Genomic DNA, 26205 nt, shown 5'->3' on the forward strand with positions numbered 1-26205 from the left:
CGTAAGTCCGCAAATTGCAACGGATTACAGCCGCGCGACCTCTTTCGCCACGGCCCGGACCAGGGCGTCGAAGCGCGGCAGGAGTTCGGCGACACCCGCCTTGACCGCCTCCATCTCACCGCAATAACACTTTTTTTCCAGCTGCCGGGAGAGGTGGACCAGGTCCATGGCCAGGACGTGGCTGGCGATGTTGGTGATGGAGTGCAGGGCGGCGGCCGTGCCCTTGGGGTCCATGTCCGCGAGCCCCTGTTCCAGGGCCTCGCGCTTGACCTTGGCCTCGAGCAGGAAGAGGTCGAGGATGTCCCGGTACAGGTCCATGTTGCCCTCGAACCGCTTGCGCAGGCCGTCCACGTCGAGGGTGACCTCGAGGGCCTTGGCCGCCGGTTCGGGCGGGGCGGGGCGGCAGACCCTGCCGCCGGAGGGCTCGCGGTCCTCGGTGCAGCGGACGATGGCCTCGGACAGGGCGTGCATGTCCACGGGCTTGCTGACGTAGTCGTCCATGCCCGCCTCGAGCATGCGTTCGCGGTCGCCCTTCATGGCGTAGGCGGTCAGGGCGATGATCGGAATCCTGCGGTCGTACTGGCGGCCGTCGGACTCGCGGATGGCGCGGGTGGCCTCGAGTCCGCTCATCTCGGGCATCTGGACGTCCATGAGGACCACGTCCACGGTCCGGCCCCGGTCGCGGAGCACCTCCAGGGCCTCGAGCCCGTTCTCGGCCGTGACCACGGTGTGGCCGAACATGGTCAGGAAGTGTTGCAGGTACTTCCGGTTCATGGGGTTGTCGTCGGCCAGGAGGATATTCAGATGCAGGGCGCGCGGGGAACGCGGCCGGGCCTGGACGGGTTCGGGCTCGGCGGTCTCGGCCGGGCCGAACCAGGCGGTGAAGAAAAAGGTGCTGCCCTTGCCCACGGCGGACTCCACGCCGATCTCGCCGCCCATCATGTTGACCAGCTGGCGGGAGATGGTCAGGCCCAGGCCGGTGCCCTGGTGTTTCTTGCGCAGGGAGCTGTCCGCCTGGGTGAAGCTGTCGAAGACCGCGTCGAGCTTGTCCTCGGGGATGCCCACGCCGGTGTCGCGGACCTTGAATTGCAGGCAGACGCGCCCCTCCTTGCGGGCGACGACCTCCACGATCAGCTCCACCAGGCCGCGCGGGGTGAACTTCATGGCGTTGCCGATGAGGTTCCAGAGGACCTGGCCCAGGCGGTCGGGATCGCCGTTGAGCCGCGCCGGCACGTCGTCGGCCACGTCGTGGCGGAAGACCAGGCCGTTGAGTTCGGCCTGGGGCCCGAAGGAGCGCACGCTGGTCTCCAGCGCCGAGCGGAAGGTGAAGTCACGGGGCTTGAGCTCCATCCGGCCCGCCTCGATCTTGGAGATGTCCAGGATGTCGTTGATGATGTGCAGCAGGGACTTGCCCGCGTCGCGGATCATGTCCATGTGCTCGCGCTGCTCCTCGGTCAGGCCGGTGGTGACCATCATCTCGGCCATGCCCAGGATGCCGCTGATGGGCGTGCGGATCTCGTGGCTCATGTTGGCCAGGAACATGGACTTGGCCATGTTGGCCTCAAGGGCCGCGGACGAGGCCTCCTCGGCGGACCGGTTGGCCTCCACGAGCCTGCGGCTCATCTCGCCGTAGTGGATGGCCGAACCGAAAAGGTTGGCGGCCAGCATCATGGATTCGATCTCCACGGGCAGCCAGTCCCGCTCGCGGCGGTGCTCGGACAGCCCCAGGAACCCCCACCAGACGTTTCCGGCGAAGACCGGCACGATCATGACCGACTTGGCCCCGGTGGACGAGAAGACCGCCCGCTCCTCCTTGCGGAAGTGCCGGACGTGGCCCGTGACCACCTTGCGCTTGAGCATGGCCCCGCGCCAGGTGTCGTAGAGGGGCGAGATGGGCAGGTCGAGGAGGTCCGGCATGCCGCCCAGGGGCGCTATCCAGTCCGCCTCCCACTCGTCCTGCAGGGCCAGAATCTCGGCGCCCGATGCGTCGATGGCCTTCCTGAAAAGATAGATGCGGGTCACGTCCGCGACCTTGCCGAGCTTGGCCAGGGCCTCGCCCACGCCCTCGTTCCAGTCCGCCTTGCGCAGGAACCGGCTGGCGAAGTTGGCCAGGACCTGGAGGATGGCGTCCCGCCGGAAGAGCAGCTCCTCGAATTCCTTTTGCAGGGAGACGTCGCGGGCCATGCCCCAGATGCGTTTGACGCCCCCGTTCGGGTCCAGCTCCACCTCGCGGTTGACGTGCAGGTGGCGGACCTTGCCGTCCCCGTCCACCGCCCGGTACTCGAAGTCCAGGGGCCAGCCCTGGTCGAAGGTGGCCTCGTTGGCCCGGTCGAAGACCTCCAGGTCGTCCGGGTGGACGTGTCTGCGCAGGCCGGACAGCCTGCGGCCGGGCTCGGCCTCCGGGCCGAAGATCCGGTGCAACCCCTCGGACCAGCGGATGTCCCCGTCCCGGCCCATGACCCAGCTGCCGAAGACGTCGGTGCGCTCCATCCAGTCGAGCATGGCCCGCTCGTCCGCCAGCTGGGCCTCGAGGGAGAGGCGGCCCTCCAGGTGCAGGAGGCCGTGGGCCAGGTAGTCGCGCGTCCCCGGCCCGAGGACGTAGCAGTCGAAGGCGCCGTGGGCCAGGGCCTCGGCCTCCAGGCCGGGCTCGCGGACCAGGACGATGGCCTGCCGCCCGTATTCCCCGCGCACGCGGGTCACGGCCCTGGGCCAGGAGTCGTCCCCGACGTCGGGCACGAACAGGACCAGGTCCGCGTCGTCCTTTTCCAGGCGGCGCACGCCCCGCGAGACCGAAGTCAGGCGGACCACGGTCCGCGCGCATCCCTCCGGGAGCAGGTCCAGGTCCCGCCCGTCCACATCCTTGCCCGCCAGGATCAGTATTCTCACGCATCGCCTCCGTGGCCGTTCCGAAACTTGAACCGTTTCCGCCGCCTACCCGTTGCCCTTACGCCACAAACGGGACCCGGGACAAGTGCATAGCATGATCGCCAAGTCCGCGCAGTCCCGTTAGAACGGGCCGCCGGGGCGCAAAGCTGAGTGCAACCGTCTGAAAAGACAGTCCTTCCATTTCCCCTCCCCCTTGCTTTCTGGCCGAACGCGGATTACACACAGTACTGGCCCTCCCCGACCGGGAACCTTCCCGAACGCAAACCGAAGGTGCAATCATGAACTTTCTGCCCGACAACTCCATTCTGACCCTGCTCTCCGGGGCGACCCTGGCGGTCAAACTGGTCATGCTCTTCCTGGGGTGCATGTCCCTGTGGAGCTGGACCATCATCTTCCTCAAGTTCTTCACCATCGGCACGGCCCGCAAGAAGGTCATCCAGGGGTACGAGGCCTTTGTGGCGGCGGGCGACCTGGCCAAGGGCATCAAGAGCCTGGGCGACCAGGAGTCCCCCCTGGCCCGGGTCGCGTCCCTGGCCATCAAGGAGTTCCGCCTGCTCGAAAAGGCGGGCGTCAACCGCGAGCGCAAGCGGCTGCTGGTCAAGGACACCCTGCGGCGCGTGCTCAAGCAGGGCATCTCCAAGGAAATGCGCTCGCTTACCCGCAACCTGCCGTTCCTGGCCACCTGCGCCAACGCCGCCCCGTTCATCGGTCTGTTCGGCACGGTCTGGGGCATCATGCACTCGTTCCACTCCATCGGCATGGCCCAGTCGGCGGCCCTGGCCACGGTGGCGCCGGGCATCTCCGAGGCCCTCATCGCCACGGCCATCGGCCTGCTGGTGGCCATCCCGGCGACCATTTTCTACAACTATTTCCTGGGCAAGCTGAACGAGGTGGAGTCCGGCATGGTGGACTTCGCCGGGGCCTTCCTGAACCGCGCCGAGCGCGAGATCGCCTGGGCGGACAAGCCCGAGCGGGCGTAGGAGACGGCCATGGCGATCAAGACCGGCGGCGGGTTCCTCAACGAGATCAACGTCACGCCCTTCGTGGACGTGATGCTGGTCCTGCTGATCATCTTCATGGTCACGGCCCCGCTCATGACCCAGGGGGTGGAGGTGGACCTGCCGACCACGCGCACGGTCCGCAACCTGCCCCAGGATTCGGAACATCTGGTCCTGACGGTCAAGAAAGACGGCAAGATATTCCTGGACGAGTACCAGGTCTCCATGGACGAGCTGGAGGACCACCTGAAGCGGCTGGTGTCCGGGCAGAAGAAGCAGCTCTTCCTGCGCGCGGACAAGGAGGTGCCCTACGGCACCGTGGTGCAGGTCATGGGCGAGATCAAGGCGGCGGGCATCGACAAGCTCGGCATCGTGGCCGAAGAGCCCAGGCCGGACAGGAAGTCATAGGGAACGCGGGCGGCACGGCATGCAACGGGCACTGAGCTGGACACTCTCCATCCTTTTCCACGCCGTGGCGGCGGTGGCCCTGCTCCATTCCGTGAGCCTGCCGCCGACCCTGCCCGAGGAGCTGATGGAGGTGGAGCTGACCCAGGTGGAGGAACCGCAGCCGGTCATCCCCATGCCCGCGCCCGTCCCGGTGCCCACACCCGCGCCCGAGCCCGAGTGCCCGGCCGAGCCCCCGGCCGCCGCGCCCCTGCCCATGGACAAGACCGTGGTCCTGGACGACGCGCCGCCGCCCGAGCCCGCCCCCCAGGCCGAAGCCGAACCCGCGCCCGCCCCGGAGCCCGAGCCCGATGTGGTCGAGATCAGCCCGACCAAGACCCTGCCTCCCGAGGAGCCGCCCAAGCCCGAGGAGGAGCTGGCCGAGGACGGGCTGCCCAAGAAGATTTACGTGCGCAAGGACGGCACCGTGCACCGGGGGGCCGAGGCGCGCTTCGGCCGGGCCATGATGGGCGACTACTTCTCCTACTCGGCCCAGGAGTTCTCCGGCCAGTTCCGGACCAAGGACGACCGGGTCATCTCCATCATCGACGCCCGCAACACCAAATACGGGCGGTTTCTGATCTACGATTCCAAAAACAAGACCCTGCGCCGCCTGAAGCAGGCCTTCGGCAAGTACGTCTACACCATCGGCCCGTCCGTGTACGCCGACGAGCCGGTCACGGGCTCGGTCACCTTCCTGGCCAAGGACGACCGCATCGAGCGGTTCATCCTGGTCACGGACGACGACCGCATCGCCCACTACCCGGTCAAGGTCCACGTGCGCGAGGAGGAGGTGGCCTTCGACGGACCCGCCGGACGGATTCCGGCCCAGTTCTCCCGCCCGCCCTACGACGAGGGCCACGCGGGCGTGGTGGTGGTCCACGGGCCGGACTGCGCCGACCCCGGCATGGTCCAGGCCTTCACCCGGACCCTGTCCATGCACGGCCTGGCCGCCCTGACCTTCGAGCCGCGCGGCTGCGGGCTGGAGACCCCCTCCCCGGCGGGCTCCGGGGAGCTGGCCGAGGACACCGAGGCCGCCTTCGCGTTCCTGGCCGCCCACCCCTCCGTGGGCGCGGACAGGGCGGGCATCTGGGGGGCCGGACCGGGCGTGCCCGCGGCCATCCGGGCCGCCGCCCAGGCCGGGCCGCGCTTCCTGGTCTGCATGCTGACCGACGCGCTCGACCCCGGCGACCTGCCGGGCCGCGAGACCCTGGCCGCCCTGAAGCTGCCCGTGTTCTGGCTGGTCACGGGCCGGGAAACCGCCCGGTGGCGGCCCCTGCTGACCACCCTCGAAAGCCTGCGCGACAAGGACAAGCGCGCCTTCACCATCGTGGTCGCCCCGGCCAGGACCAGCCGGGAGGTCCTCGAGGCCGAGGGCAACCGCTCCTCCTGGGTCGAGCAGGTGGCCGACGACCACGCCGCCCTGGCCGCATCCTGGATCGACAACCTCAGATAATCTCCGGAGCCCGGTCCAACCGGGGCTTCCGCCTTCCATTCGACCAACAAATACGTTACGGTACGTCATCGTTGAGGAGCCTGTGCGCCACTTCATCCCGCCGGACGTTTTGTGAAGATCGACCGCGACACCATAGCACGCCCTGACGCCGAGACCCGCAAACGGCTGATGGAAAGCGATCCCGCCCTGTTCCGGAGCCTGATCGAGGCCTCGGGCATGGCCGTGTCCATCCACGACAAAAACCTTTTCCCCCTCTGGGGGAACCAGGCCTACGCCGACCTCTGGGGCTACCCCGTGGACGAGATCCTGGACCTGCCCCACGAGCTGGTCATGCCCCCCGAGAGCGTGGAACTGTACCGGAGCAGCGTACTGCCGAACATCCGGAAGGGGCGCCCCTGGGAAGGGGAGTACGTGATCCGTGCCAGGGACGGGAGCCTGCACACGGTCAAAGGGTGGTTCGACCCCATCGCCGACGAGACCGGCGAGGTGACCCACGTCATCGCCATCAAGCAGGACCTGTCCGACGTCATCCGCATGCGCGAGGCCCTGGGCGCGGCCGAAAAGAGCCTGAACTTCATCTCCGACTGCACCAGCGACATCTTCTTCCGCCTGAACCTGCACACCGGGCTCTACGACTACCTGAGCCCCTCGGTGGAGCGGTTCTCGGGCTACACCGTCCGGGAGTACCAGGCGTGCCCCATGCTCGTGCGCAAGATCGTCCACCCGGACTGGCACGGCTACCTGGACGTGATCATGGAGGAGATGCTCGCGGGCACGGTGCGCGACGAGCTGGAATTCCAGTTCATCCACAAGTCGGGCAAGGTCCACTGGGCCAGCCAGCGGCAGATCCTGCTCCGGGACAAGAACGGCGAGCCCGTGGCCGTGGAGGGCATAGCCACGGACATCACCGCGCGCAAGGAGGCCGAGGAGCGGCTGCGGGCCAGCGAGGAAAAATACCGCTTCCTGGCCGAGAACACCGCCGACGTCATCTGGACCATGGACAACGACTACCGCCTGGCCTACGCCACCCCGTCCATCGTCGACATCAGCGGCTACACCATGGAGGAGCTCCAGGGCCGGTCCTTCCGCAGGATGATCACCCGGCCGTCCCTGCGCCGGTTCGACCAGGCCCTGGTCCGGCGGCGGGAATCCGAGAGGACGGGCGACTACTCCCTGATAAACAGCCTGGAGCTGGAGCACATCCACAAGGACGGCGGGACCTTCTGGGCCGAGACCGTGATCAAGCGGCTGCTCGACGACAAGGGCCGCCCGTGCGGGTTCCAGGGCGTGTCCAGGGACGTGACCATCCGCCGGGAGGCCGGGGAGGCCATCCTGGCCAGCGAGGCCCGCTTCCGCACCCTGTTCGAGGACTCGCCCATCTCCCTGTGGGAGGAGGACCTGACCAAGCTCAAGTTCTATTTCGACGAGCTCAGGGAGCGGGGCGTCACCGATTTCCGCCGGTTCTTCTACGACAACCCCGAGGGCCTGGCCCGGTGCGCCGCCCTGGTCACCGTGGTGGACGTGAACAAGGCCACCCTGTCCCTGCTCGGGGCGACGAGCAAGGAGGAGCTGTTCGGCAACCTGGACAAGGTCCTGACCGAGTCCTCCATGGCCGCCTTCGCCGAGGAGATGATCCTGCTCGCCTCGGGCGGCCGCGAATACTGCGGCGAGATCACCAACCGCACCCTGGACGGCGAGACCATCTGGGTCATGGTCCACTTCTTCGTCCCGGACGAGTACAAGGACACCCTGTCCAGGGTCATCGTCTCCCTGCTCGACGTGACCCCCAGGCGGCGGGCCGAAGAGGCCCTCATGGACTCCGAGGAGCGCTACCGCGTGCTGGCCGAAAACTCCCAGGAGGGGGTCATCGTCATGCAGAACGGCACGGCCCGCTACGTCAACGAGTCCATGCTGCGCATCACCGGCTACTCGGCCCGCGAACTCGAGGAGCTGGACTTCACGGACATGGTCCACCCCGGCGACCGGAACGAGCACGCCCCCCAGTTCGCCCGCCTCGACTCCGGGGAGATGAACGAATCGCTCGGTTCCTTCCGCATCCTGACCAGCAGCGGCGGGATCAAGTGGGTGAACATGAGCGTCAAGCCGATCATGTGGGGCGGCCGCGAGGCCCAGATGCTCATCCTGACCAACATCACCCGGTACAAGGCGCTGGAATCCGAACTGCTCATCGCCCACGCCCAGATGGAGAACCGGGTGCGCAAGCGGACCGCCGAGCTGTCCAAGGCCAACGTCCGGCTCAAGGCCGAGGCCGAGGAGCGGGGCAAGGCCCAGGAACGCATCCAGGCCCTGACCCAGCAGCTCATCCGCGTGCAGGAGGACGAGCGCCAGCGCATCTCCCGCGACCTGCACGACAACGTGGCCCAGGACCTGTCGTCCATCATGCTCAAGATGGAGACCCTGTTCGACGGCCACCCGGACGCGGACCCGGAGCTGGCCCGGCGGGGCGAGGCCGTGGCCAACGTCCTGCGCAACACCATCGCCTCGGTCCGGGAAATCGCCTACGGCCTGCGCCCCCCGGCCCTGGATCAGCTCGGCCTGGTCCAGGCCCTGACCAACCTGTGCCATGACGCGGGCAGCCGATATGGCTTTGACGTTGACTTTTTTTCCACCGGAATCGAGAATATTTCCTTGGACTTCGACGTGGAAATCAACCTCTATCGAATGGTCCAGGAAGCCGTCCGGAACATCTGCCGCCACGCGGGGGCGACCAAGGCCGTCATCCGCCTGGTCAAGAGCCACCCGGACATCCTCATCCGCATCGAGGACAACGGCCGCGGATTCCCGGAGGATGGACCGGCCCGGACCGACCCGGGAAAACGCATGGGGTTGCAAAGCATGGAGGAACGAGCCCGCCTCATCGGCGGCTCCCTGGAGATCCAGACCCTGACCGGGACCGGAACCCGCATCCTCTTCAAGGTACCGATAGAAAGCGCGAGGAGACATGGCTAGCATGGGAGCGAACACCTTGGACATCATGATCGTCGATGACCACCCCCTCTTTCGCGAGGGCCTCAAGACCATCGTCAGCCGGGACGCGAACTTCGCGGTCTGCGCCGAGGCCGGCACCGGCCAGGAGGGGGTCAACCTGGCCCGGACGCACAAGCCGGACATCGTCCTGGTGGACATCTCCATGCCCGACAAGAGCGGCATCCAGATGATCCGCGAACTCAAGGACGAGCTGCCCCTGACCCGGTTCGTGATCATCTCCATGCACTCCGAGGCCGACTACATCGTCGAGGCCTTCCGCGCCGGGGCCACCGGCTACATCATCAAGGAATCCGCCGCCGGACAGCTCCTCAAGGGGCTGAACACCGTGGCCGGCGGCAACCTCTTCCTGGACAGCGCCCTGTCCCAGGAGGTCGTCTTCAAGCTGCTCCAGACCAAGACCGGCGAGGCCGACGGCCAGGACGACCCCTACGCCACCCTGACCCCGCGCGAGCAGGAGGTCATGCGCATGCTCGCCGAGGGGCTGACAGCCAAGGCCGTGGCCGAGCAGCTGTTCATCTCCCCCAAGACCGTGGAGAACCACCGCACCAACCTGATGAAGAAGCTCGGCCTCAAGAGCTCCGTGGAGCTCGTCCGCTACGCCGCCCGCCTCGGCCTCATCGACATCGAGACCTGGGCCATCTAGACGGATGGCGGGACCGTTCCGACCGACGAAAAAGAGCCCCCGGCAACGTGGTTGCCGGGGGCTCTTTCGTTATGGAATCACTGGGGAAACTATTGCGCTTCGATGGTGATCCGCTTGGGCTGGATCTTCTCCACCTTGGGCAGGAACAGTTCCAGGACGCCGTTTTCCAGGGAGGCCTTGATGCGCTCCCGGTCCACGATGTCGGAGATGGAGATGGCGCGCACGTACTCGCACTCGCCGAACTGCGCCTCCACGTACTTCTCGCCCGGGGCCGGGCACTGGCTCGAACGGCCCGTGACGGTCAGTTCGTCCTCTTCCAGGTCGATGGACATGTCGCCCTTGCTCACGCCGGGCATGTCCATGAAGATGTGAAAGCCGTCCTCACGCTCCAGGATGTCCGTGGCCGGACGGAAGCGGCTCAATTCCTTGCCTTCCTCTTTCTTCGCGACTTCGCTCATGACACCCTCCTTAGGCAACGTCGATGCTGATCGTGCGCGGCTTGATCTCTTCGGACTTGGGCAGGGTCACGGTCAGGATACCGTCCTTCATGGAAGCGGTAACCTTCTCCCGGTTGACCGGCACGCCGATGTTGATAACTCTGTGGAAAACGCCACTCGGGCGCTCCTGCCGATAGAATTTGCCTTCCGGGGCGGTGCGCTCGCCCTTGATGACCAGCGTCTTGTCGGTCAACGTCAGTTCCACGTCTTCGATGGTCACTCCGGGCACTTCCGCGCGGACGTAAATATTCTCGTCGTCGTTGCTCAGATTGAGCGGGGGGTAAGCCAAACGCCGGTCGTCGCCCATGGGCGATCGCAGCATCTGCTCGAAGACACGGTCCAACCTGGACGGGAAATTATAGAGCGTATTGAAATCGATAACCATGAACGGCACCTCCTTATTCGTTCGTTCGCAATGAAGATAGCCACCCTTTTTCGATCGTCAAGACCGCCTGTGGAAAAAAATTCGCGTCGTCTGTTTTCCGCCCGGAACGGACGGCTGGGAGCGGGGCCTAGGGGCGGCCCCGGAGGATGTCGCGCAGGATGACCAGCCCTTCGCGCAGCCGCTCAGGCGATTCCGCGCCGGTCAGGGAGACGCGGGCGGCGCGGGGCGCGGGGCTCTGGCCCACGGTGAACTTCTCGGCCCCGAACACGCTCACCCCCCGGCCGGCGGCGGCCTGCTCCAGGGCGCGGCCGGTCCACGGCTCCGGGAGTTCGAGCCAGAGGAAGAAGCCCGAGCGCTTGCCCCGGAAGCGCAGGCCGTCGAGCACGTCGCAGGCGAGCATGTAGCGGCGGGCGGCCTCGGCCCGCTTGGCCTCCACCACGCGGTCGGCGGTGCCGTCGTGAATCCACATGGCGGCCAGCTCCACATTGAGGGGCGGGGCCATCCAGACGGTGTTCAGCACGGCCTGGGCCAGGGGCTTGACCAGGTGCTGGGGGGCGACCACAAAGGCCACGCGCAGCCCTGCGGCCAGGGACTTGGACATGCCCGCGATGTAGACGCGGCGGTGCGGCGCGCGGTTGCCCACCGGGGCCATGCGGCCGGGGTCCGTCAGGTCGTAGGCGTCGTCCTCGATGAGGATCAGGTCGTGGCGGTCGGCCAGGCGGGCGATCTCGTTGCGCCGCGCCTCGGACAGGGTGGCGGTGGTGGGATTGTGCACGCCGGGCATGAGGTAGAGGGCCTTGATCTCGTCCCGGCGGCAGGCCGCGTCCAGGCCCGCCGGGTCCATGCCGTGCTCGTCCATGGGGATGGGCACCAGGCGCAGGCCGAGCATGGCGGCCAGGGTCTTGAGGCCGGGGTAGGTCAGCTCGTCCACGGCCAGCCGGTCGCCGGGACGCAGCAGGCCTCCCAGGGCGCAGGTCAGGGCGTGCTGGGACCCGGCGCAGACCACGACGTCCTCGGCCTGGGCCGGGACCCCGAAGCGCTCGGCCCAGAGCGCGCCCGCCCGCCGATGTTCGGCCTGGCCGCGCGGGTCGGAGTAACGCAGCAGCGAGGCCGGGTCCCTGCGCCGGGCGATGCGCCGGAAGGCCTCGGTGATCTCCGGGTCCAGGTGGTCCAGGGGCGCGATGAGCCCGAGTTCGAGCATGCCGGGGGCGCACGGCTCGAAGGAGACCATGGAGGAGTTGGTCACCGCGTCCGAGGTGACGAAGGTTCCGCGCCCCACCGTGGCCGAGATCAGGCCGCGCTTCTCGGCCTCGCGGTAGCCGCGCGTCACCGTGGACACGTTGACGCCCAGGGCGTCGGCCAGGTCGCGGTGGGTGGGCAGCCGCTCGCCGGGCGCGAGCGTCCCGGCCTCGATGTCCCGTTCGATGGCGTCCGCCAATTCCACGTACAGGGGGCCCTGGCCCCGGACCAGTGCGGGTGCGTATATTGTCATGCGGACAATATATTCATTGACGCCACACAAAGTCAACCGTAGGCATCGAAGGACGAAAAATCGCAACGGGACCGCCAGCCTGGGCGGCGGTCCGGGGAGTCATCGCCATGAGCCTGGAAACATACGCCGCCTTCGTCCTCTTCGTCATCGTCATGACCGGCACGCCCGGCGCGGGCAACCTGACCATGATGGGCATCGGCCAGACCACGGGCTTCCGGTCCGCCGTCCCCTTCCTCATCGGGACCACGGTGGGCATGGTCTCCCTGAACACCCTGGTCTGCTTCGGCCTGGGCGGCCTGTTCATGGCCTCTCCCAACCTCGCGCTGGCCATGAAGGTGGTCGGGATGTCCTACATCCTGTATCTCGGCTGGAAGCTGCTTTCGATGACGCTGTCCGCCCGGACCGTGGACCGGCGGTTCTCCTTTGCCGAGGGGGTCGTCCTGCACCCGCTCAATCCCAAGAGCTGGGCCATGTCCGTGGTCGGGTTCAGCATGCTGGCCGACCCGGCCGTAGCCCTGTGGCGCGAGGTCGCGGTCTTCGTGCCCACCTTCCTGTTCTTCCAGGTGCTCTTCCACTCCACCTGGGGGCTGGCCGGGGCCGTGATCCTGCGCACCCTCAAGTCCGGCGGCGTGCTCGTCGCGGTCAACTGCGTGCTCGTGGCCGTCATGGTCGGGGCCACGGCCTACGCCCTGTTCATCTAGCCCCTGGGGCGGATCATCAGCTCCGGCACCACCACGCGGTCGAACTCCTCGGCCGAGACCAGCTTGAGCTCCAGGGCCGCCTCGCGCAGGCTCTGCCCGGTCCGGTGGGCGTGCAGGGCGATCCTGGCCGCCTTGTCGTAGCCGATGACCGGGGTCAGGGCCGTGACCAGCATGAGCGAATGGGCCACGTGGGCGGCGATGCGCTCCCGGTCCGGTTCGAGCCCCTTGAGCAGGTGCTCGGTGAAGCTGCGCATGCCGTCGCCCAGCAGCCGCACCGAGTGCAGCGCGTTGCGGATGATCAGCGGCTTGCAGGCGTTCATCTCCAGGCTGCCGGACGTGCCGCCCAGGGTCACGGCCAGGTCGTTGGCCACGACCTGGAGGGCGACCATGGTCAGGGCCTCGCACTGGGTCGGGTTGACCTTGCCCGGCATGATCGACGAGCCCGGCTCGTTGGCCGGGATGACCAACTCGCCCAGCCCGGCGCGCGGCCCGCAGGCCAGCAGCCGGATATCCGAAGCGATCTTGTGCAGGGAATTGGCCAGGGTCTTGAGGGCCGCCGACAGGTGCACCAGCGCGTCATGGCTGCCCTGGGCCGCGAACCGGTTGCGCGCCGGAACGAAGGGCAGCCCGGTCAGCTCCGCGATGCGCCCCACGGCCGCCTCGGCGAAACCGGGCCAGCTGTTCACCCCGGTGCCCACCGCCGTGCCGCCCAGGGGCAGCTCGAACACGGACTCCAGGGCCTCGCGGATGCGCCGCCCGTCGTCCTCCACCATGGCGGCGTACCCGGAAAATTCCTGGCCCAGGGTCAGGGGCGTGGCGTCCTGCATGTGCGTGCGCCCGATCTTGACGATGTCCGCCCAGGCCTCGCTCTTGGCCGAAAGGGCCTCGAACATCCCGGCCAGCGACGGCATAAGCCGTTCAATAACTTCCGTCGCCACAGCCATATACATGACTGTCGGAAAGTTATCGTTGGTTGACTGACTGAGGTTGACGTGATCGTTGGGGTGGACCGGCTTCTTGGAGCCGAGGGGCTCGCCCGCCAGCTGTGAGCAGCGGTTGGCGATGACCTCGTTGACGTTCATGTTGAACTGCGTGCCGCTGCCCGAGATCCACACCGGCAGCGGAAACATGTCCGCGTGCTTCCCGGCCAGGATCTCGTCGCAGACCGCGACGATCAGGTCGCGCCGCCCGTCGTCCAGCTTCCCGGCCGCGCCGTTGGCCCGGGCGCATCCCTTCTTGAGGATGGCGTAGGCCCGGATCATCTCGCGGGGCATCAGCTCCCCGTCAATGGTGAACAGTTCCAGCGCCCGCTGCGTCTGCGCGCCCCACAACGCCGTTTCCGGCACCCGGACCTCGCCCAGGCTGTCCGTCTCGATGCGAACCATGCGACCTCCGATGTCTGTTTTATTGCCCACCATAGCCCATCCGCCACGCCCGCTCAACAGCGGGGCGCGACAACGCGCGCGTCTCGGGGACGGCCGGGGGCGTCCCGACGGGTTCTCGGAAAGGGGCGCGGGGCCCGCTATCCCAGCCGCCGGGCGAATTCCGAGACGATGATGGCCCCGGCCTGGGCCACGTTGAGGGAGTCGAACTCCCGCAGGAAGGGGATGTGCAGGCTGTGCTGGGCGAACTTGGCCACGCCGGGCCGGATGCCCTTTTCCTCGTTGCCCAGGATGAGCACGGCCGGGGTTTGCAGGTCGGCGGTGTAGACGTTGTCCGAATCCGGGGCCAGGCGGGCGCAGTACAGGGTGTAGTCGTAGTTGACGCAGTCCTTCATGGCGTTGGCCAGGTTGCCGACCTTGGCCACCGGGAGCTTGTTCAGGGCACCGGCCGAGGAGCGCACGGCCCCGGCCCCGATGTAGGCCCCGTGGTGCTGGCAGACGATGAGGCCCGCGCCGCCCAGGGCGTAAACCGTGCGGGCGAGCACGCCCACGTTGCCGGTGTCCTGGACCTGGTCCAGGGCGACGATGAGCGGCAGGGGGGCCTGGAGAGCCTCCTCCAGGAGTTGTTCGAGGGGCGTGTAGTCCAGGGCGGCGCAGCGGGCGGCCACGCCCTGGTGGTTGCCCCGGAACATGTAGTCCAATTCCTTGGCGGAAACAGACTTGTAGGGCACCTGGGCGGTCCGGCAGAGGTCGAGGATTTCCTCCATGGCCTGGTCGCGCCGCCCCTTGCGGAAGGCGACGAAATCCACCTTTTGTGGAGAATCCAGCAAAAGTTCCTTGACCGGCTTATTACCAACTACGTAGATTTTCGAATCTTTTTTGTCCCGGTCATGTTCTTGCATTATCGCATCCTTATGATAAACACGGAAAAATGTTGCACATGGTTGCCTTCGACAAGGGGGTCTAGTAGGCGTTTATGGCTCCTATTGCAATCCATGGCAAGGTGGGCTAGCTGGAAGCCTCGCGCATCCGGCACTCATGATTTTTTCTAGACTTTTCAAAGCCGGACTTATCTGATAATGGTGTGCCGAAGTCGGAGGATCGCTTGAGAGTTTTCAACTATGCATATTTACTGGCGGTGGGTCTGCTCATCGCGAGCCTGGCCGCCGGTTGCGCCCCCAAGGCGCCCCAGGAGACGGCCCCTCCCGTGGAGGAACAGGTCACCGAGAACCTCGTGCCGGAAGACGCCGAGGCCCTCGAGCCCGAGATCGAGGCCGCTCCGGAGGTCACTCCGGGCGAGGACCTGACCCAGACCGAACAGGCCGTGCTCAACCAGCGCTTCGGCCTGCTGTTCGACCTCGAGTCCCACGAGAACGAGGAGGTCGAGCTCTTCTTCACCTACTACAACCACAAGGCGCGCAAGACCATGGAGCGCTGGCTGGAACGTTCCCAGCCCTACCTGCCCTACGTGCGCCGCGTGTTCACCAAGTACGGGCTGCCCCAGGACCTGGTCCTGCTCCCGTTCGTGGAGTCCGGCTACAACGTCCGGGCCTATTCCTGGGCCGGAGCGGGCGGCATGTGGCAGTTCATGCGCGGCACGGGCAAGCTCTACGGGCTGACGTCCGACTGGTGGATCGACGAGCGCCGCGACCCCTACAAGGCCACGGACGCGGCCGCCCGGCACCTGAGGGACCTGTACGACAAGTTCGGCGACTGGTACCTGGCCCTGGCCGCGTACAACGCGGGTGAGGGCAAGATCGCCCGGGCCCTGAAACAGGCCAACTGCGACGACTTCTTCGAACTGACCGAACAGAACCGCAAGCTCTCCCGGCGCAACCGGCTCAAACTGGAAACGCGCCACTACGTGCCCAAGTTCATCGCCATTTCCAAGATCTTCCAGAACCTCGACACCCTGGGCTTCGAGCCCGTGTCCTGGGACATGGAGTACGAACTGACCGAGGTCAAGGTGCCCGGCGGCACCGACCTCCTCGCCCTGGCCCGGGCCGGGGGCATGACCTGGTCGGACTTCCACGACCTGAACCCCGCCTTCCGCCGCCAGGTCAGCCCGCCGCACATGGAGGCCACCGCCTACCTGCCCGCGGACAAGGCGGACAAGATGATCGCCTACCTGGCCCAGCCCGGCGCGCAGCCCTATGCGGGCTACACCCGCCACCGCGTGCGCTCCGGCGACTCCTGGTGGGTCATCTCCCGGCGCTACAACGTGCCCATCAACGTGCTCAAGAGCGTGAACAACACCCGCTCCAACACCCTGCGCCCCGGCCAGTACGTCATGGTCCCGGGCAACGGCTCGAGCCGGACCGCCGTGGTCTCTGCGGGCGACTCCCCGTCGGCCTCCCCGGCGTCCTCGGCCTCCTCGTCCACGGCCCAGACCCGGGCCATCGCCGCCAAGCGCGGCAACTACGTGGTCCGCTCCGGCGACACCCTGTGGTCCATCGCCCAGTCCTTCAACACCACGGTGGCCACCCTCAAGAAGTCCAACGGATTGCGCTCCAACCGCCTCAAGGTCGGCCAGAAGCTGTACATCCCCAACAGCACGGACGCGGCCACCAAGCAGGCCGTCAAGGACGCCGAAAAGGTCAAGACCCAGGTGGTCAACTACAAGGTCCGCCGCGGCGACAACCTCTACTCCATCTCCCGCAAGTTCGGCGTCAAGGTCTCCGACCTCTGCCACTGGAACGCCATCAGCACCAAGACCACCATCTACGCGGGCCAGCAGCTCAAGGTCCACGTCCAGTAACCGGTCCTCAACGCACCCCAAAAGGTCCCGCTCGGCTCCGCCGAACGGGACCTTTTTTTGCCTCCGGCGGCCGGGGGAAGGGGAGGAAAACCCTTTGAAAGGTCTTCTCCCTTCCCCGGACCCCCATCCCCTCCTTTTCCCAAACTTTTTATCGCCGCTCCGCGGGGTGGGCCACACAAAAAAGGCCGCCGACTCAACAAGAGTCGAAGGCCTTCCATTCTCAATCTTTGGAGCGATTTGGCTGCGCAGCACCCGACAGCGGCTCTCTCCCCTGCCGCCCTGCCGCCCTCGGAATAGGCTTTCGAGAGTGGGTCAGCTGTGCATTTTCTTCCGGCCGCGACAACCGCAGCGTGCATCATCTCTTAGGCCGAGCTTGCTCGGTCTTAGAGATGACGACAGCAGCGATAGCCCTCTACGTGAGGATTGGCGCGGCCGGGAAAAATGTGCAGATGGCCCGCTATCGGAAGCCGCCCCCCGCTAAATGATCTCAGCTCCGCTGAGAACAGCGACGAACCGCTTGAAGACGTTCATGTCCACGTTCTCGCGCATTTCGTTTCTGATGAGGGAGAGGGCCTCGTAGGGCTCCATGGCCTCGGCGTAGGGACGGTCCGTGGTCAGGGCGTCGTAGATGTCGGACAGGGAGATGATGCGCACGGGCATGGGCACGTTGTCGCCCTTGATGCCCGCCGGATAGCCCGAGCCGTCCATGGTCTCGTGGTGGAACAGGATACAGTTGATCGTGTTCTGGGTCATGGGCAGGTGCGCGCACATGGACACCCCGTGCACCGGGTGCTCCTTGATGATCTCGCGCTCCGCCGTGGTCAGCGGGCCGCGCTTGTTCAGGATGCGCTTGGGAATCTTGGCCTTGCCCACGTCGTGCAGCAGCGCGCCCAGCCCGTACTCGAAGACCTCGCTCTCGGTCATGTTGTAGGTCTGGAACAGGGCCACGGAGTACACGAACACGTGCATGCAGTGGGTGTAGGTCTTGTAGTCGTGAGAGATGAACGGCGCCACCGCGGACAGGGAGTTGTCCTTGGCCAGAAACTTGATGGAGTTGCGCACGATCTCGGTGATGCGGTCGAAATGCCGGGCCCGCAGCGCGCTCGGCAGCCTGCGGTCGAACACGTCCTGCAGGACCACCGTGGTGGCCTCGAAGAATATCCGCGAACGCGCCTCGATGGGCAGGGTCTCGTCCAGCAGGATCCGGCCCAGGTTGCGCTCGATGTATTTCTCGTACTCCGCCCGCTCCGAGCCCTGGACGTACACTTCCTTGACCCCGTTCTTGTGCAGGGTCTGGCGGTGGCGGGTGGTGAATTTCTGGCCGGAAGAGGTATAAAGGACAAAGTCCCCACCCTGCCAGAGGTAGACGGAGAAGTTCCCAAGGGCTTCCGGAAACAGCATTACCGGAGAGACGGGAAAGTAGGATACCGGCCGAGCGGCGCGAGGATTCGTATCCATTTCACGGTTCCATATAATATTACCCGGACGATTGCTAGTAAAAATCCGGAGAATGTCTAGAATATAAAGTATAAACGAAGTGACGCTGTTGCGGTCGTTGCGCGTTTGGTTCCGGCACGAGACCGGGATCGGTTCGGGGCCGTTCTTGTGCAAACGGCCGCAACGGGTTAGTGTCGCGCATATCCCTACCCCGGAGAATCCCCGCATGAAAACAATCCTGACCGTCTGCCTGCTGCTCCTTTTCGCCGCCACCGCCGGGGCCGCCGGGCCCCTCCACTTCGTGGCGGACGCGGACCTTCCGCCCTATTCCATGGTCACCGACGGCGCTCCGAGCGGCATCGACGTGGACGTCTTCAGCGAGGCCGCACGCCGGGCCGGGCTCGAGGTCGAGATCAAGACCTACCCCCTGGAAACCGTGCTGGCCATGGTCCGGGACGGCAAGTGCGACGGGGCGCTGGGCCTGTTCCGCACGCCCGAGCGCGAGCGCTACGCCCTGTTCCTGGACGCCACCCCGATCCACTACAGCGACTACGTGCTCTTCACCAAGGTGGGCAACCGCTTCGCCTTCAACGGCTATCCCGACTTGGCGGGCAAGGTCATCGGCATGGCCGCCGGGCTGGACCTCGGCCCGGACTTTGCCGCCGCCCGCGCCAAGGGGGACATGATCGTCAAGGAATATCCCGACATGCGGGCCATCATCGCCGGGCTGCTCGGCGGGGAGATCGACGCCTTTGCCGGGAACATCGACGTCACCTACTACCGCCTCAAGGACATGGGGCTGACCAGCTCCATCGTCTACCTCGACCGCAAGCTCCTGACCGACAAGCCGTCCTACGCCGTGTTTTCCAGGGCGGCGAACCTGCCCGACCGGGACGGCACGGTCCAGGCCCTGGAAAGGGCCCTGGACCAGATGGCCAAGGACGGAACCTACAAGACCATCGCCCGGCGCTACCTGCTGCGCTTCTAGCCCGCGCACGGGAAGCCGAGGATGCCGGAGGCGTGTCCCGCGATCTTGCGCGGTGCGGCGGGGCAGGGTAGGCTTACCGGCAAACCGTGAAGCCAAGGAGTCGCGATGGCCGCCTTTCCACCCGTCACCCTGCTGGTCCGAAACATCGGCAAGTCCGCCCGGTTCTACAAGAGCGCCCTGGGGTTCGACCTGGCCTGGAACGGCCTGCTGGTCGGTCCCTACGGCCAGTCCCTGCGCCTGGTGGAGGGCCGTGACGCCACGGCCGGTGGGTGCGTGATCGTCACCCTGGAGGTCCCGGACGTGGGCCGGGCCGTGGAGGCCATCCTGGACAACGGCGGCGGCCGGGCCGAGAAGCTGATGGGCGACGAGCCGCTGTACCTGGGGCCTGACGGTGAGATGCTCGCCCTGACCGGGCGCGGCCTGTCGGGCGCGGAGCGCATCCGGCTGGTGGTCTACGACTTCGACGGGGTCATGACGGACAACCAGGTGACCACCGACCAGAACGGGCACGAGTCCATCCGGGCCAACCGCAGCGACGGCCTGGGCGTGGGACTCATCCAGCGGCTCGGCATCCGCCAGGTCATCCTGTCCACCGAGGCCAACCCCGTGGTCAAGGCCCGGGCCGGCAAGATCGGCCTGGAGGCGCTCCACGGCATCCGCGACAAGGGGTCGGCCCTGCTCAACCTGGCCGCGAAATATCAGCTCTCCATGAACGCCATCCTGTACGTGGGCAACGACATCAACGACGCCAACGCCATGGGGCTGGCCGGATTCCGGGTCGCTCCCGCCGACGCCCACCCGTCCATCCTGGCCCTGGCCGACTACGTGACCGAGGCCAGGGGCGGCCACGGCGTGGTCCGCGAGCTGGCCGACGTGCTGGCGGCGGGCCGGGCCTAGCTATTTCCTGGGGTGCGACCTGCGCCACTGGGCGGGGGTCATGTCCAGGCCGCCCTTGCTCCAGAAGCCGCGCCGCGCCTGCCGGGCCTCGGCCTCGGCCTGCCGGATGCGCTCGGCATGGCGGACGTTGGGTTTGACCACCAGGGGGACGGCCAGCCCGGCGCGGACGAGCGCCTCGTTGAGCATGACGCCGTCGGCGTAGACATAGGCCAGGGTCCGGCCGTAGCGGTCGCGGGGGTCCTTGTCGAACTCCAGGCGCAACCCCTTGCCCTGGCAGAAATCACGGGTGAAGTCGCGGGCCTTGCGGCTGTATTCCTGCCGATATTCCGGGGCGTCCACGCCGATGAGCCGGACCTCCAGGGTACTTCCCCGGTACGTCACGCGAAAGGAGTCGCCGTCCAGGACCTTGACCAGCCGGGCCGTGTCGTCGGCGGCCGGGGCGCAGGCGGGCAGGAGCCCGGCGCCGAGACAGACGCAGAAGATGGCGAGAACGAACAGGCGCGGGAAAAGGGTGTTGCGGTGGTGCATGCATGGAGCATAGACTCTTTTCCCGAACCGTTCCAGTGAATCCCAACCGCCCGGAGGCCCTGATGAAACTGACTTTTCTGGTAGACAATAACGCGCTGGTGGGCAGCCAGTACCTGGCCGAGGCCGGGCTGTCCATGTTCATCGAGGCGGACGGACAACGGGTGCTGTTCGACACCGGGTATTCGGACGCGTTCCTGGTCAATGCCCGGCGCAAGGGCGTGGACCTGCTGCGCCTGGATTGGATCGCCCTGTCCCACGGCCACTTCGACCACACCTGGGGGCTGGGCATGTTGCTGCGCCAATATTGCGAATCCGGCCTCCGGGACCTGCCCCGGGCGAACCTGCTGGCCCACCCCAAGGCCGTGGAGACCAAGCGGCACCGAGGCATCATGGAATTCGGCCCCCTGCTGTCCAGGGACAAGCTGGCGAGCTATTTCGACCTGAAGCTCACGACCGAGCCCACCTGGCTGACCGACTCCCTGGTCGGCCTGGGCGAGATCGAGCGGACCATGGACTTCGAGACGCCCGCAACCCTGGGCGAACGGCTGGAAAACGGCGAATTCGTGCCGGACGACCTCCCGGACGACACGGCCCTGACCTACGTCACGGACACGGGGCTGGTGGTCATCGCGGGCTGCGCCCACACGGGCATCTGCAACACCGTGGAGCAGGCGAAAAAGGTGACGGGGGTGGACAGGGTGCGCGCGGTCCTGGGCGGTTTCCACCTGCAAAAGGCCGGACCCGAGCGGCTCGGCCCCACTGCGGACTACCTGGCCGCGCTCGATCTGGAGGGGCTGTGGTGCTGCCACTGCACGGATCTTGCCGCCAAGATCGCCCTGGCCGCCCAGTGCCCGGTCAGGGAAGTGGGCTCCGGCCTGAGCCTGGAGTTCTAGGCGGAATCAATGCACCGCGCCGGATCAGGCGCGGACGAACTGGGACGCCCCCGGTCCTAGGCCACCGCCGACAGCGCCCACCCCCCGTCCAACACGCCCACCCGGCAGGCATAGTCCGCCAGCACCCACCGCCCGTACGCCGGGCCCCGGACCCAATAGAGATTATTGAGGAGAAAGGGGATGACCGCGATCAGGTAGAGCATCCACTTGTTGCCGCGTGCGTTCATTTTGTCCTGCATCGTTACTGCCGTCTCGGTTCACGCTGCGGAATCCATATGACAACAGATATCGTCCAGACAAAGGAGGAGATATGCCGATCCGATACGAATTCATGGGGCGCGCCAAACTTATCAAGGGCTATTCCTATCCGGTCAAGAGAAGCGAACTCGACGCCGCGCTCGAACAGGCCGGAATTCATGAACCAGGCCGGATTTTTTATTCCTCCCGCTACGACGATTCCGACATGAAGGTACTGAGCGTGTTTCTCATGGGGGAGTCGCAGCAAGGTTACCGAATCAGGAACACGCCCGTGATCAGCGCGTACTCGGTTCCTGCGAACCAACGCCCCGAGATACGACGCCTCCTGGAACGGCAGGACATCCTGCCGCGCATTGCCGCCTGGCTGAAACGGCTGGAGGACGCCACCAATGTCATCCGGGGCGTCAATCAGGAAATCATCGTTTTCTTCACCGACGCAGCATTGTCTTTCAAAGACCGACACAATAAAACAGTGGAGTTGCCTTGAGGCAACTCCACTGTTTTACGTCACCGGGCTTTCCGGGTCATACCCTCGTATGAGTTTCCTCAATTGGTCCTCGTTAAAAGGTGTGATCAAAGGTACTTTCATAAAAAATCGGTCCATAAGCTTGATCGCTCCCTTGATTGCATCCTTTCTCCTCAACAGATTCTGCCGTTCCTTGGGGGTTTGAGCTTCCTTGGCCTGCTTGCTCAAGGTATCAAGTTCATGCTTCGCTGCCGCTTTGAACCCTGATCGGTCCCCACCGTGCTCTTCCAACAATTTCCGAACGGCAGGATCTTGCGATACCAGCTTCCCTTTGCCGTGCTGGCCGTTGGACTGAACCATTCCGCCCAAAGCCCCAGCAGGGGCAGCGGCTTCTTTGCCTGAAGAACTCCCACTATCCCTTGAAACCGACTGAGGATTGCCGAAAGCCTCCGGCTTATCCCCTGGTTGGCGGGCCGGAGACGGTCCTTCGCCTCCTGCCACTTTGGCCGCCCCGCTCTCCTTCGCCGCCCGCCCGCCCATGGCGAGCAGGGTGCGGGGCGCGGGCTGGTTCCCGGCGGGCGCGGGCCGGTTCGTCGGCACGTTCGTCTGTTTGCTCGCGGTCCCGCCCGGGCGGCCGTAGTCGTGATTCAGGGAGACCGTCTTCCCCTCCTCGGCCGGGTCCCGGTCGAGCGGCTTGTCCACGGTCCACCAGTCCAGGGAGCGCTCGTTGCCGTGGAACTTCCTGCCCAGGCTGCCCTCCTTGCGGACCGGCTCCATCACGCCGTCCGCGTATTCGAGCCACTGCCGTTTGGGTTCGCCGGTGAACGTATCCATCCTAGTACGGGTAAATGCGTCGCTTTCCAACAGATCGTTCATATCGGTTCTCCTCTCGTATTTGCTTGTTTCCTGGAAAAGGGCCTCCCGGAGGAGGCCCTTGGGGCGGGGGGAGGAAGAGGCCCCCCCTAGGTTTGTCGCGGATCGACGGCGGTTAGGCGGGGATCACGGTGACCGTGCCGTCGGCGTTGGCGGCGACCATCAGGTCGATGGCCGAGGCCATGCCCGCGCCGGTGCAGGCGATGACGATGTCGCCGGTTTCGAGGTTGTAGTCCTCCACCGCCTGGTCGAAGTAGCCCGACCCGGCCACGGTGGCCGCGTCGTCCTCGGAACGATAGATGAACAGCTGCTGGCCGGGCACTCCGCCCATGAGCCGCATGTCTTCGCTGGTATATGCCATGGTTGCGTTCTCCTTTTGCGGTTGGTTGCGGTTGGTTGCGGTCCTAGTCGATGGCGGCGTCGTCGTCGCACTGGATCTGGACCACGCCGTCCGGGTCGATGAGGCAGGCCCCGGCCGAGAGCATGTGGTCCACCAGGTGGGCGGCCTTTTCCGGGACCCAGTCCACGAAGGCCTGGACCTTCTGGCCCTCGGCCAGGCCCGCGGCGTTGCGGTGGTAGATGTAGCACTTGCGCATGCCCGCCTCGTCGAGGGGCAGGCCGGTGTGGAACATCCAGGTGATGCCCAGCCAGGTGCGGGACTCGGTACCCTTGAGCCAGGCGTACTGCTCGCCCGCGTAGTCGCTGGACTTGAACTCCTGGATGTTCAGCAGCTCGTTCCACTGGTGCGGGCCGACCACGGCGAAGCGGTGGCCGTCGTCGGGCACGTCGTTGGCGTTGAGCGTGCCGAAGGCCTGGAGGATCTTGTCCTTGGTCAGGCCGGTGGCCGCCTCGCCGACCACGTTGGTGGCCCCGTCGAGCTCGGTGATGAGCAGTTCGTCGATCTTGCGGCCCAGCGCCCAGGCGCCCGCATTGGCGGCCACCTGCTTCTCGTCGCTCTTGTCCTTGAGCTCGTCGAGCTTGTCGATGTACTCGGCGGCGTACCAGTCGGACAGGGTGCAGGACACGTTGGAGTGGTTGAGGTTCATGAGCGGCACGTTGCCGTGGCGGGTCTTCTTCCCGGCCGCGCCCTTGCCGATCTTCTGGAAGACGCACTTGGAGCCTTCCACCTCGGTCTGGAGGCGCACGGTCTGGCGCATCTTGGAGCCCTGGGCCTGGTAGGCCTGGTGCACCATCTCGACGTACTGGGTGACAAAGGCGTTGCTGACGGTCGTGGACATTGGTTTCTCCTTGTCCGTTGCGGGTTGCTTCAGACCGGGTATCCGAGCAGCGTCCTTTCGCGGGTGTCCGGGGTCGGCGGGCGAACCGTTCGCCTGCCGCCTCCGGGCCGGGTGCGAGACCTCCGGGCCGGGTGAGCAGACCGTACCACGGGTTTTTGGCCAACCCCGGTTTTGTCGAAGAATGTCAGGGAAAAACAGTCGAGAGGTATGAAAAAGCAACTTGACAGGGTGGCGAATCCAGGCAGATTCGGCGGGATGCAGCTGATCGAAGACACGCTTGAGGGCGAACTGGCCGAACGTCTGAACCGGCCCCTGACCGTCGGCGGCCGGACCGTGGCCAACCGCCTGTGGCTCGCGCCCCTGGCCGGGCTCAGCCACGTGGCCTTCCGCGAGGTCCTGGACGGCTACGGCGGGTGCGGGCTGACGTTCACCGAGATGTGCGGGGCCAAGAGCCTGCCCACCGAGAGCCCGCTGGTCTCGCCGGTCTTCCGCTGGCGCGCGGCCGAGCTTCCCCGCCTGGTCTGCCAGGTGGCCGGGGCCACCCCGGAGCAGATGATCCCGGCCGCCCGGCGCGTGCAGGAGTGCGGGTTCTTCGGCTTCGACATCAACATGGGCTGCTCGGTCTCGGGCATCATCAAGAAGAACGCGGGCGCGGCCCTGCTCAGGGACCCGGACGCGGCCCTGCGCGTGGTCGAGGGCGTGCGCCGGGCCATCTCCATCCCCCTGTTCGTCAAGTTCCGCACGGGCTGGACCCCGGACATCGGGCCCGCCGTGGCGCTGGCCCGCCGTTTCGAGGACGCGGGCGTGGACTGCCTGGTCTTCCACCCGCGCGTGGCCCCGGACAAGCGCACCCGGCCGCCGGTGCGCGAGCACATCAGGGCCGTGGTGGACGCGGTGTCCATCCCGGTCTTCGGCAACGGCGACGTGGTCTCGCCCGAAGACTGCCTGGACATGCTCCGGACCACGGGCTGCGCCGGGGTCTCGGTGGGCCGCACGGCCATCGCCCGGCCCTGGCTGTTCGCCCAGTGGACCACGGGCCAGACCCCGCCCGCGACCTGTTTCCGCGACTACGCCCTGAACCTGGCCGACGCGCTCTCCCGCCACTTCGACCCGGTGCGGGCCCTCAAGCGGTATCGGATGTTCACCATCTACTTCGCGGCCAACTTCACCTTCGGCCACGCCCTGCAATCCCGGTTCCTCAAGGCCAAGACCATGGATGAAATACGTTCCGTGGCGCAAAACCACATACCGCCCGACCTGCAACTGGTCAGACGGCCCAATTTCAGTCTCTACAACATCTGACGGAGGGGAAGCCATGCAGACCATCGACCTGAGCCACGTCATCCGCACCGGCATGCCGGTCTTTCCCGGCGACGAGACGCCCAACGTGCGGCGCACCCACTTCATCAACAAGCACGGCTTCGCCCAGACCGCCCTGGACCTGACCAGCCACGCCGGGACCCACGTGGACGCGGCCGCGCACCTGTTCGCGGACGCGCCCGGGCTGGACTGGCTCGGGCCGGACAACTTCACGGGCTGGGGCGCGGTGGTCGACTTGACCGCCCTGTCGGCCCCGGTCATCGGCCAGGCCGACCTGGCGCACCTGGCCGACGTGGAGGGGCTGGACTTCGCCCTGCTGCGCACGGGCTGGGACAAACACTGGGGGACGGAGCGGTATTACCGGGATTTCCCGGCCCTGGACGAGACCGGGGCGCGCTTCCTGGGCGGACTGGGGCTCAAGGGGGTCGGCCTGGACACCCCCTCGCCCGACCCCGTGGACTCCCGCGAGCTGCCCGCCCACCGCATCCTCTTCGACCACGGCCTGGTCATCGTCGAGAACCTGACCCGCCTGGGCGACCTGCCCGCCGAGAGCTTCCTGTTCTGCTGCCTGCCGCTCAGGATCGCGGACGGCGAAGCCTCCCCCTGCCGCGCGGTGGGGATCGCCCTGTAACGATTCGGGGGACCGGGAGCGCCCC

The 26205-nt window shown here is 66.5% G+C and carries 25 protein-coding genes; 13 read left to right on the forward strand and 12 right to left on the reverse strand.

The annotated features are described in order from the left end of the window. Nucleotides 1-24: 24 nt before the first annotated feature. Nucleotides 25-2886, reverse strand: coding sequence for a hybrid sensor histidine kinase/response regulator (locus tag DND132_RS17695; protein ID WP_014322790.1), 2862 nt, complete (start codon nucleotides 2884-2886; stop codon nucleotides 25-27). A gap of 278 nt (nucleotides 2887-3164) precedes the next feature. On the opposite strand from DND132_RS17695, the gene DND132_RS10865 reads away from it, so the two are divergent. From DND132_RS10865 to DND132_RS10885, 5 genes are all read left to right on the forward strand, one after another. Beyond that, nucleotides 3165-3866, forward strand: coding sequence for a MotA/TolQ/ExbB proton channel family protein (locus DND132_RS10865; protein WP_014321253.1), 702 nt, complete (start codon nucleotides 3165-3167; stop codon nucleotides 3864-3866). A gap of 9 nt (nucleotides 3867-3875) precedes the next feature. After that, nucleotides 3876-4292 carry a protein TolR gene (gene tolR, locus DND132_RS10870; RefSeq protein ID WP_014322791.1) on the forward strand — a complete coding sequence of 139 codons (417 nt, stop codon included), beginning with the start codon at nucleotides 3876-3878 and terminating at the stop codon, nucleotides 4290-4292. Between the two features lie 19 nt (nucleotides 4293-4311). Beyond that, nucleotides 4312-5784 (forward strand): alpha/beta hydrolase family protein, encoded by a 1473-nt coding sequence (locus DND132_RS18295; RefSeq protein WP_014322792.1) that lies wholly within the window; start codon nucleotides 4312-4314, stop codon nucleotides 5782-5784. Between the two features lie 111 nt (nucleotides 5785-5895). Beyond that, on the forward strand, nucleotides 5896-8754 hold the full coding sequence (locus DND132_RS10880; RefSeq protein WP_014322793.1) for a PAS domain-containing sensor histidine kinase: 2859 nt from the start codon (nucleotides 5896-5898) through the stop codon (nucleotides 8752-8754). A gap of 1 nt (nucleotide 8755) precedes the next feature. Beyond that, the gene (locus DND132_RS10885; protein WP_014322794.1) at nucleotides 8756-9436 is read left to right on the forward strand and encodes a response regulator; all 681 of its coding nucleotides are present in this window, start codon (nucleotides 8756-8758) and stop codon (nucleotides 9434-9436) included. A gap of 89 nt (nucleotides 9437-9525) precedes the next feature. Here DND132_RS10885 and DND132_RS10890 read toward each other — a convergent pair whose 3' ends face one another. The 3 genes from DND132_RS10890 to DND132_RS10900 form a co-directional block, all read right to left on the reverse strand. Then, entirely contained in the window at nucleotides 9526-9894 is a 369-nt protein-coding gene (locus DND132_RS10890) for an Hsp20/alpha crystallin family protein (protein WP_014322795.1), read from the reverse strand. A 10-nt stretch (nucleotides 9895-9904) separates the two neighbouring features. Further along, entirely contained in the window at nucleotides 9905-10318 is a 414-nt protein-coding gene (locus DND132_RS10895; protein ID WP_014322796.1) for an Hsp20/alpha crystallin family protein, read from the reverse strand. 127 nt (nucleotides 10319-10445) lie between these two features. Then, nucleotides 10446-11810: an aminotransferase-like domain-containing protein gene (locus DND132_RS10900; RefSeq protein ID WP_014322797.1), complete on the reverse strand. Its 1365-nt coding sequence runs from the start codon at nucleotides 11808-11810 to the stop codon at nucleotides 10446-10448. Between the two features lie 107 nt (nucleotides 11811-11917). On the opposite strand from DND132_RS10900, the gene DND132_RS10905 reads away from it, so the two are divergent. Further along, nucleotides 11918-12511 carry a LysE family translocator gene (locus DND132_RS10905; protein ID WP_014322798.1) on the forward strand — a complete coding sequence of 198 codons (594 nt, stop codon included), beginning with the start codon at nucleotides 11918-11920 and terminating at the stop codon, nucleotides 12509-12511. Here DND132_RS10905 and DND132_RS10910 read toward each other — a convergent pair. Together DND132_RS10910 and DND132_RS10915 are read right to left on the reverse strand one after the other, a co-directional pair. Next, nucleotides 12508-13896: a class II fumarate hydratase gene (locus tag DND132_RS10910; protein ID WP_014322799.1), complete on the reverse strand. Its 1389-nt coding sequence runs from the start codon at nucleotides 13894-13896 to the stop codon at nucleotides 12508-12510. The genes DND132_RS10905 and DND132_RS10910 overlap by 4 nt on opposite strands. Before the next feature lie 137 nt (nucleotides 13897-14033). Then, nucleotides 14034-14795, reverse strand: coding sequence for a TrmH family RNA methyltransferase (locus DND132_RS10915; protein WP_014322800.1), 762 nt, complete (start codon nucleotides 14793-14795; stop codon nucleotides 14034-14036). A 203-nt stretch (nucleotides 14796-14998) separates the two neighbouring features. Between DND132_RS10915 and DND132_RS10920 the strand changes: the two genes are divergently transcribed. Then, the gene (locus DND132_RS10920; protein WP_014322801.1) at nucleotides 14999-16651 is read left to right on the forward strand and encodes a lytic transglycosylase domain-containing protein; all 1653 of its coding nucleotides are present in this window, start codon (nucleotides 14999-15001) and stop codon (nucleotides 16649-16651) included. Nucleotides 16652-17128: 477 nt separating this feature from the next. Here the strand turns inward: DND132_RS10920 and DND132_RS10925 are convergent, their stop codons facing one another. Continuing rightward, nucleotides 17129-18052 carry an HD-GYP domain-containing protein gene (locus DND132_RS10925; protein ID WP_238528164.1) on the reverse strand — a complete coding sequence of 308 codons (924 nt, stop codon included), beginning with the start codon at nucleotides 18050-18052 and terminating at the stop codon, nucleotides 17129-17131. 262 nt (nucleotides 18053-18314) lie between these two features. On the opposite strand from DND132_RS10925, the gene DND132_RS10930 reads away from it, so the two are divergent. Then, nucleotides 18315-19076, forward strand: a complete 762-nt coding sequence (locus DND132_RS10930) for a substrate-binding periplasmic protein (RefSeq protein WP_014322803.1) — start codon at nucleotides 18315-18317, stop codon at nucleotides 19074-19076. Nucleotides 19077-19181: 105 nt separating this feature from the next. Beyond that, nucleotides 19182-19973: an HAD hydrolase family protein gene (locus DND132_RS18040; RefSeq protein WP_014322804.1), complete on the forward strand. Its 792-nt coding sequence runs from the start codon at nucleotides 19182-19184 to the stop codon at nucleotides 19971-19973. On the opposite strand, the gene DND132_RS10940 is transcribed toward DND132_RS18040, so the two are convergent. Further along, entirely contained in the window at nucleotides 19974-20501 is a 528-nt protein-coding gene (locus DND132_RS10940) for a thermonuclease family protein (RefSeq protein ID WP_014322805.1), read from the reverse strand. It lies immediately after the preceding gene. 62 nt (nucleotides 20502-20563) lie between these two features. On the opposite strand from DND132_RS10940, the gene DND132_RS10945 reads away from it, so the two are divergent. Continuing rightward, entirely contained in the window at nucleotides 20564-21394 is an 831-nt protein-coding gene (locus DND132_RS10945) for an MBL fold metallo-hydrolase (protein WP_014322806.1), read from the forward strand. A gap of 56 nt (nucleotides 21395-21450) precedes the next feature. On the opposite strand, the gene DND132_RS18520 is transcribed toward DND132_RS10945, so the two are convergent. Next, nucleotides 21451-21621 carry a hypothetical protein gene (locus DND132_RS18520; protein ID WP_014322807.1) on the reverse strand — a complete coding sequence of 57 codons (171 nt, stop codon included), beginning with the start codon at nucleotides 21619-21621 and terminating at the stop codon, nucleotides 21451-21453. Nucleotides 21622-21704: 83 nt separating this feature from the next. On the opposite strand from DND132_RS18520, the gene DND132_RS10955 reads away from it, so the two are divergent. Beyond that, entirely contained in the window at nucleotides 21705-22139 is a 435-nt protein-coding gene (locus DND132_RS10955) for a hypothetical protein (protein ID WP_014322808.1), read from the forward strand. A 15-nt stretch (nucleotides 22140-22154) separates the two neighbouring features. On the opposite strand, the gene DND132_RS10960 is transcribed toward DND132_RS10955, so the two are convergent. From DND132_RS10960 to DND132_RS10970, 3 genes are all read right to left on the reverse strand, one after another. Then, nucleotides 22155-22994 carry a hypothetical protein gene (locus DND132_RS10960; protein WP_014322809.1) on the reverse strand — a complete coding sequence of 280 codons (840 nt, stop codon included), beginning with the start codon at nucleotides 22992-22994 and terminating at the stop codon, nucleotides 22155-22157. A gap of 112 nt (nucleotides 22995-23106) precedes the next feature. Beyond that, complete coding sequence (locus DND132_RS10965; protein WP_014322810.1) at nucleotides 23107-23352, reverse strand: hypothetical protein; 246 nt, start codon at nucleotides 23350-23352, stop codon at nucleotides 23107-23109. A gap of 43 nt (nucleotides 23353-23395) precedes the next feature. Next, entirely contained in the window at nucleotides 23396-24229 is an 834-nt protein-coding gene (locus DND132_RS10970) for a phage capsid protein (RefSeq protein WP_014322811.1), read from the reverse strand. 255 nt (nucleotides 24230-24484) lie between these two features. Between DND132_RS10970 and DND132_RS10975 the strand changes: the two genes are divergently transcribed. Further along, complete coding sequence (locus tag DND132_RS10975) at nucleotides 24485-25531, forward strand: tRNA dihydrouridine synthase (protein ID WP_014322812.1); 1047 nt, start codon at nucleotides 24485-24487, stop codon at nucleotides 25529-25531. Nucleotides 25532-25544: 13 nt separating this feature from the next. Next, nucleotides 25545-26180, forward strand: coding sequence for a cyclase family protein (locus DND132_RS10980; RefSeq protein WP_014322813.1), 636 nt, complete (start codon nucleotides 25545-25547; stop codon nucleotides 26178-26180). The last annotated feature ends 25 nt before the right edge of the window (nucleotides 26181-26205 follow it).

It is taken from the genome of Pseudodesulfovibrio mercurii (assembly GCF_000189295.2).
GTDB lineage: Bacteria > Desulfobacterota > Desulfovibrionia > Desulfovibrionales > Desulfovibrionaceae > Pseudodesulfovibrio > Pseudodesulfovibrio mercurii.

Excerpts from the sequence above, each read along its gene's own strand:
- DND132_RS10865 (WP_014321253.1), top strand. The coding sequence starts at position 3,165 with ATGAACTTTCTGCCCGACAACTCCATTCTGACCCTGCTCTCCGGGGCG.
- tolR (WP_014322791.1), top strand. The coding sequence starts at position 3,876 with ATGGCGATCAAGACCGGCGGCGGGTTCCTCAACGAGATCAACGTCACG.
- DND132_RS18295 (WP_014322792.1), top strand. The coding sequence starts at position 4,312 with ATGCAACGGGCACTGAGCTGGACACTCTCCATCCTTTTCCACGCCGTG.
- DND132_RS10885 (WP_014322794.1), top strand. The coding sequence starts at position 8,756 with ATGGGAGCGAACACCTTGGACATCATGATCGTCGATGACCACCCCCTC.
- DND132_RS10890 (WP_014322795.1), bottom strand. The coding sequence starts at position 9,894 with ATGAGCGAAGTCGCGAAGAAAGAGGAAGGCAAGGAATTGAGCCGCTTC.
- DND132_RS10895 (WP_014322796.1), bottom strand. The coding sequence starts at position 10,318 with ATGGTTATCGATTTCAATACGCTCTATAATTTCCCGTCCAGGTTGGAC.
- DND132_RS10900 (WP_014322797.1), bottom strand. The coding sequence starts at position 11,810 with ATGACAATATACGCACCCGCACTGGTCCGGGGCCAGGGCCCCCTGTAC.
- DND132_RS10905 (WP_014322798.1), top strand. The coding sequence starts at position 11,918 with ATGAGCCTGGAAACATACGCCGCCTTCGTCCTCTTCGTCATCGTCATG.
- DND132_RS10910 (WP_014322799.1), bottom strand. The coding sequence starts at position 13,896 with ATGGTTCGCATCGAGACGGACAGCCTGGGCGAGGTCCGGGTGCCGGAA.
- DND132_RS10915 (WP_014322800.1), bottom strand. The coding sequence starts at position 14,795 with ATGCAAGAACATGACCGGGACAAAAAAGATTCGAAAATCTACGTAGTT.
- DND132_RS10925 (WP_238528164.1), bottom strand. The coding sequence starts at position 18,052 with ATGCTGTTTCCGGAAGCCCTTGGGAACTTCTCCGTCTACCTCTGGCAG.
- DND132_RS10930 (WP_014322803.1), top strand. The coding sequence starts at position 18,315 with ATGAAAACAATCCTGACCGTCTGCCTGCTGCTCCTTTTCGCCGCCACC.
- DND132_RS18040 (WP_014322804.1), top strand. The coding sequence starts at position 19,182 with ATGGCCGCCTTTCCACCCGTCACCCTGCTGGTCCGAAACATCGGCAAG.
- DND132_RS10940 (WP_014322805.1), bottom strand. The coding sequence starts at position 20,501 with ATGCACCACCGCAACACCCTTTTCCCGCGCCTGTTCGTTCTCGCCATC.
- DND132_RS10945 (WP_014322806.1), top strand. The coding sequence starts at position 20,564 with ATGAAACTGACTTTTCTGGTAGACAATAACGCGCTGGTGGGCAGCCAG.
- DND132_RS18520 (WP_014322807.1), bottom strand. The coding sequence starts at position 21,621 with ATGAACGCACGCGGCAACAAGTGGATGCTCTACCTGATCGCGGTCATC.
- DND132_RS10955 (WP_014322808.1), top strand. The coding sequence starts at position 21,705 with ATGCCGATCCGATACGAATTCATGGGGCGCGCCAAACTTATCAAGGGC.
- DND132_RS10960 (WP_014322809.1), bottom strand. The coding sequence starts at position 22,994 with ATGAACGATCTGTTGGAAAGCGACGCATTTACCCGTACTAGGATGGAT.
- DND132_RS10965 (WP_014322810.1), bottom strand. The coding sequence starts at position 23,352 with ATGGCATATACCAGCGAAGACATGCGGCTCATGGGCGGAGTGCCCGGC.
- DND132_RS10970 (WP_014322811.1), bottom strand. The coding sequence starts at position 24,229 with ATGTCCACGACCGTCAGCAACGCCTTTGTCACCCAGTACGTCGAGATG.
- DND132_RS10975 (WP_014322812.1), top strand. The coding sequence starts at position 24,485 with ATGCAGCTGATCGAAGACACGCTTGAGGGCGAACTGGCCGAACGTCTG.
- DND132_RS10980 (WP_014322813.1), top strand. The coding sequence starts at position 25,545 with ATGCAGACCATCGACCTGAGCCACGTCATCCGCACCGGCATGCCGGTC.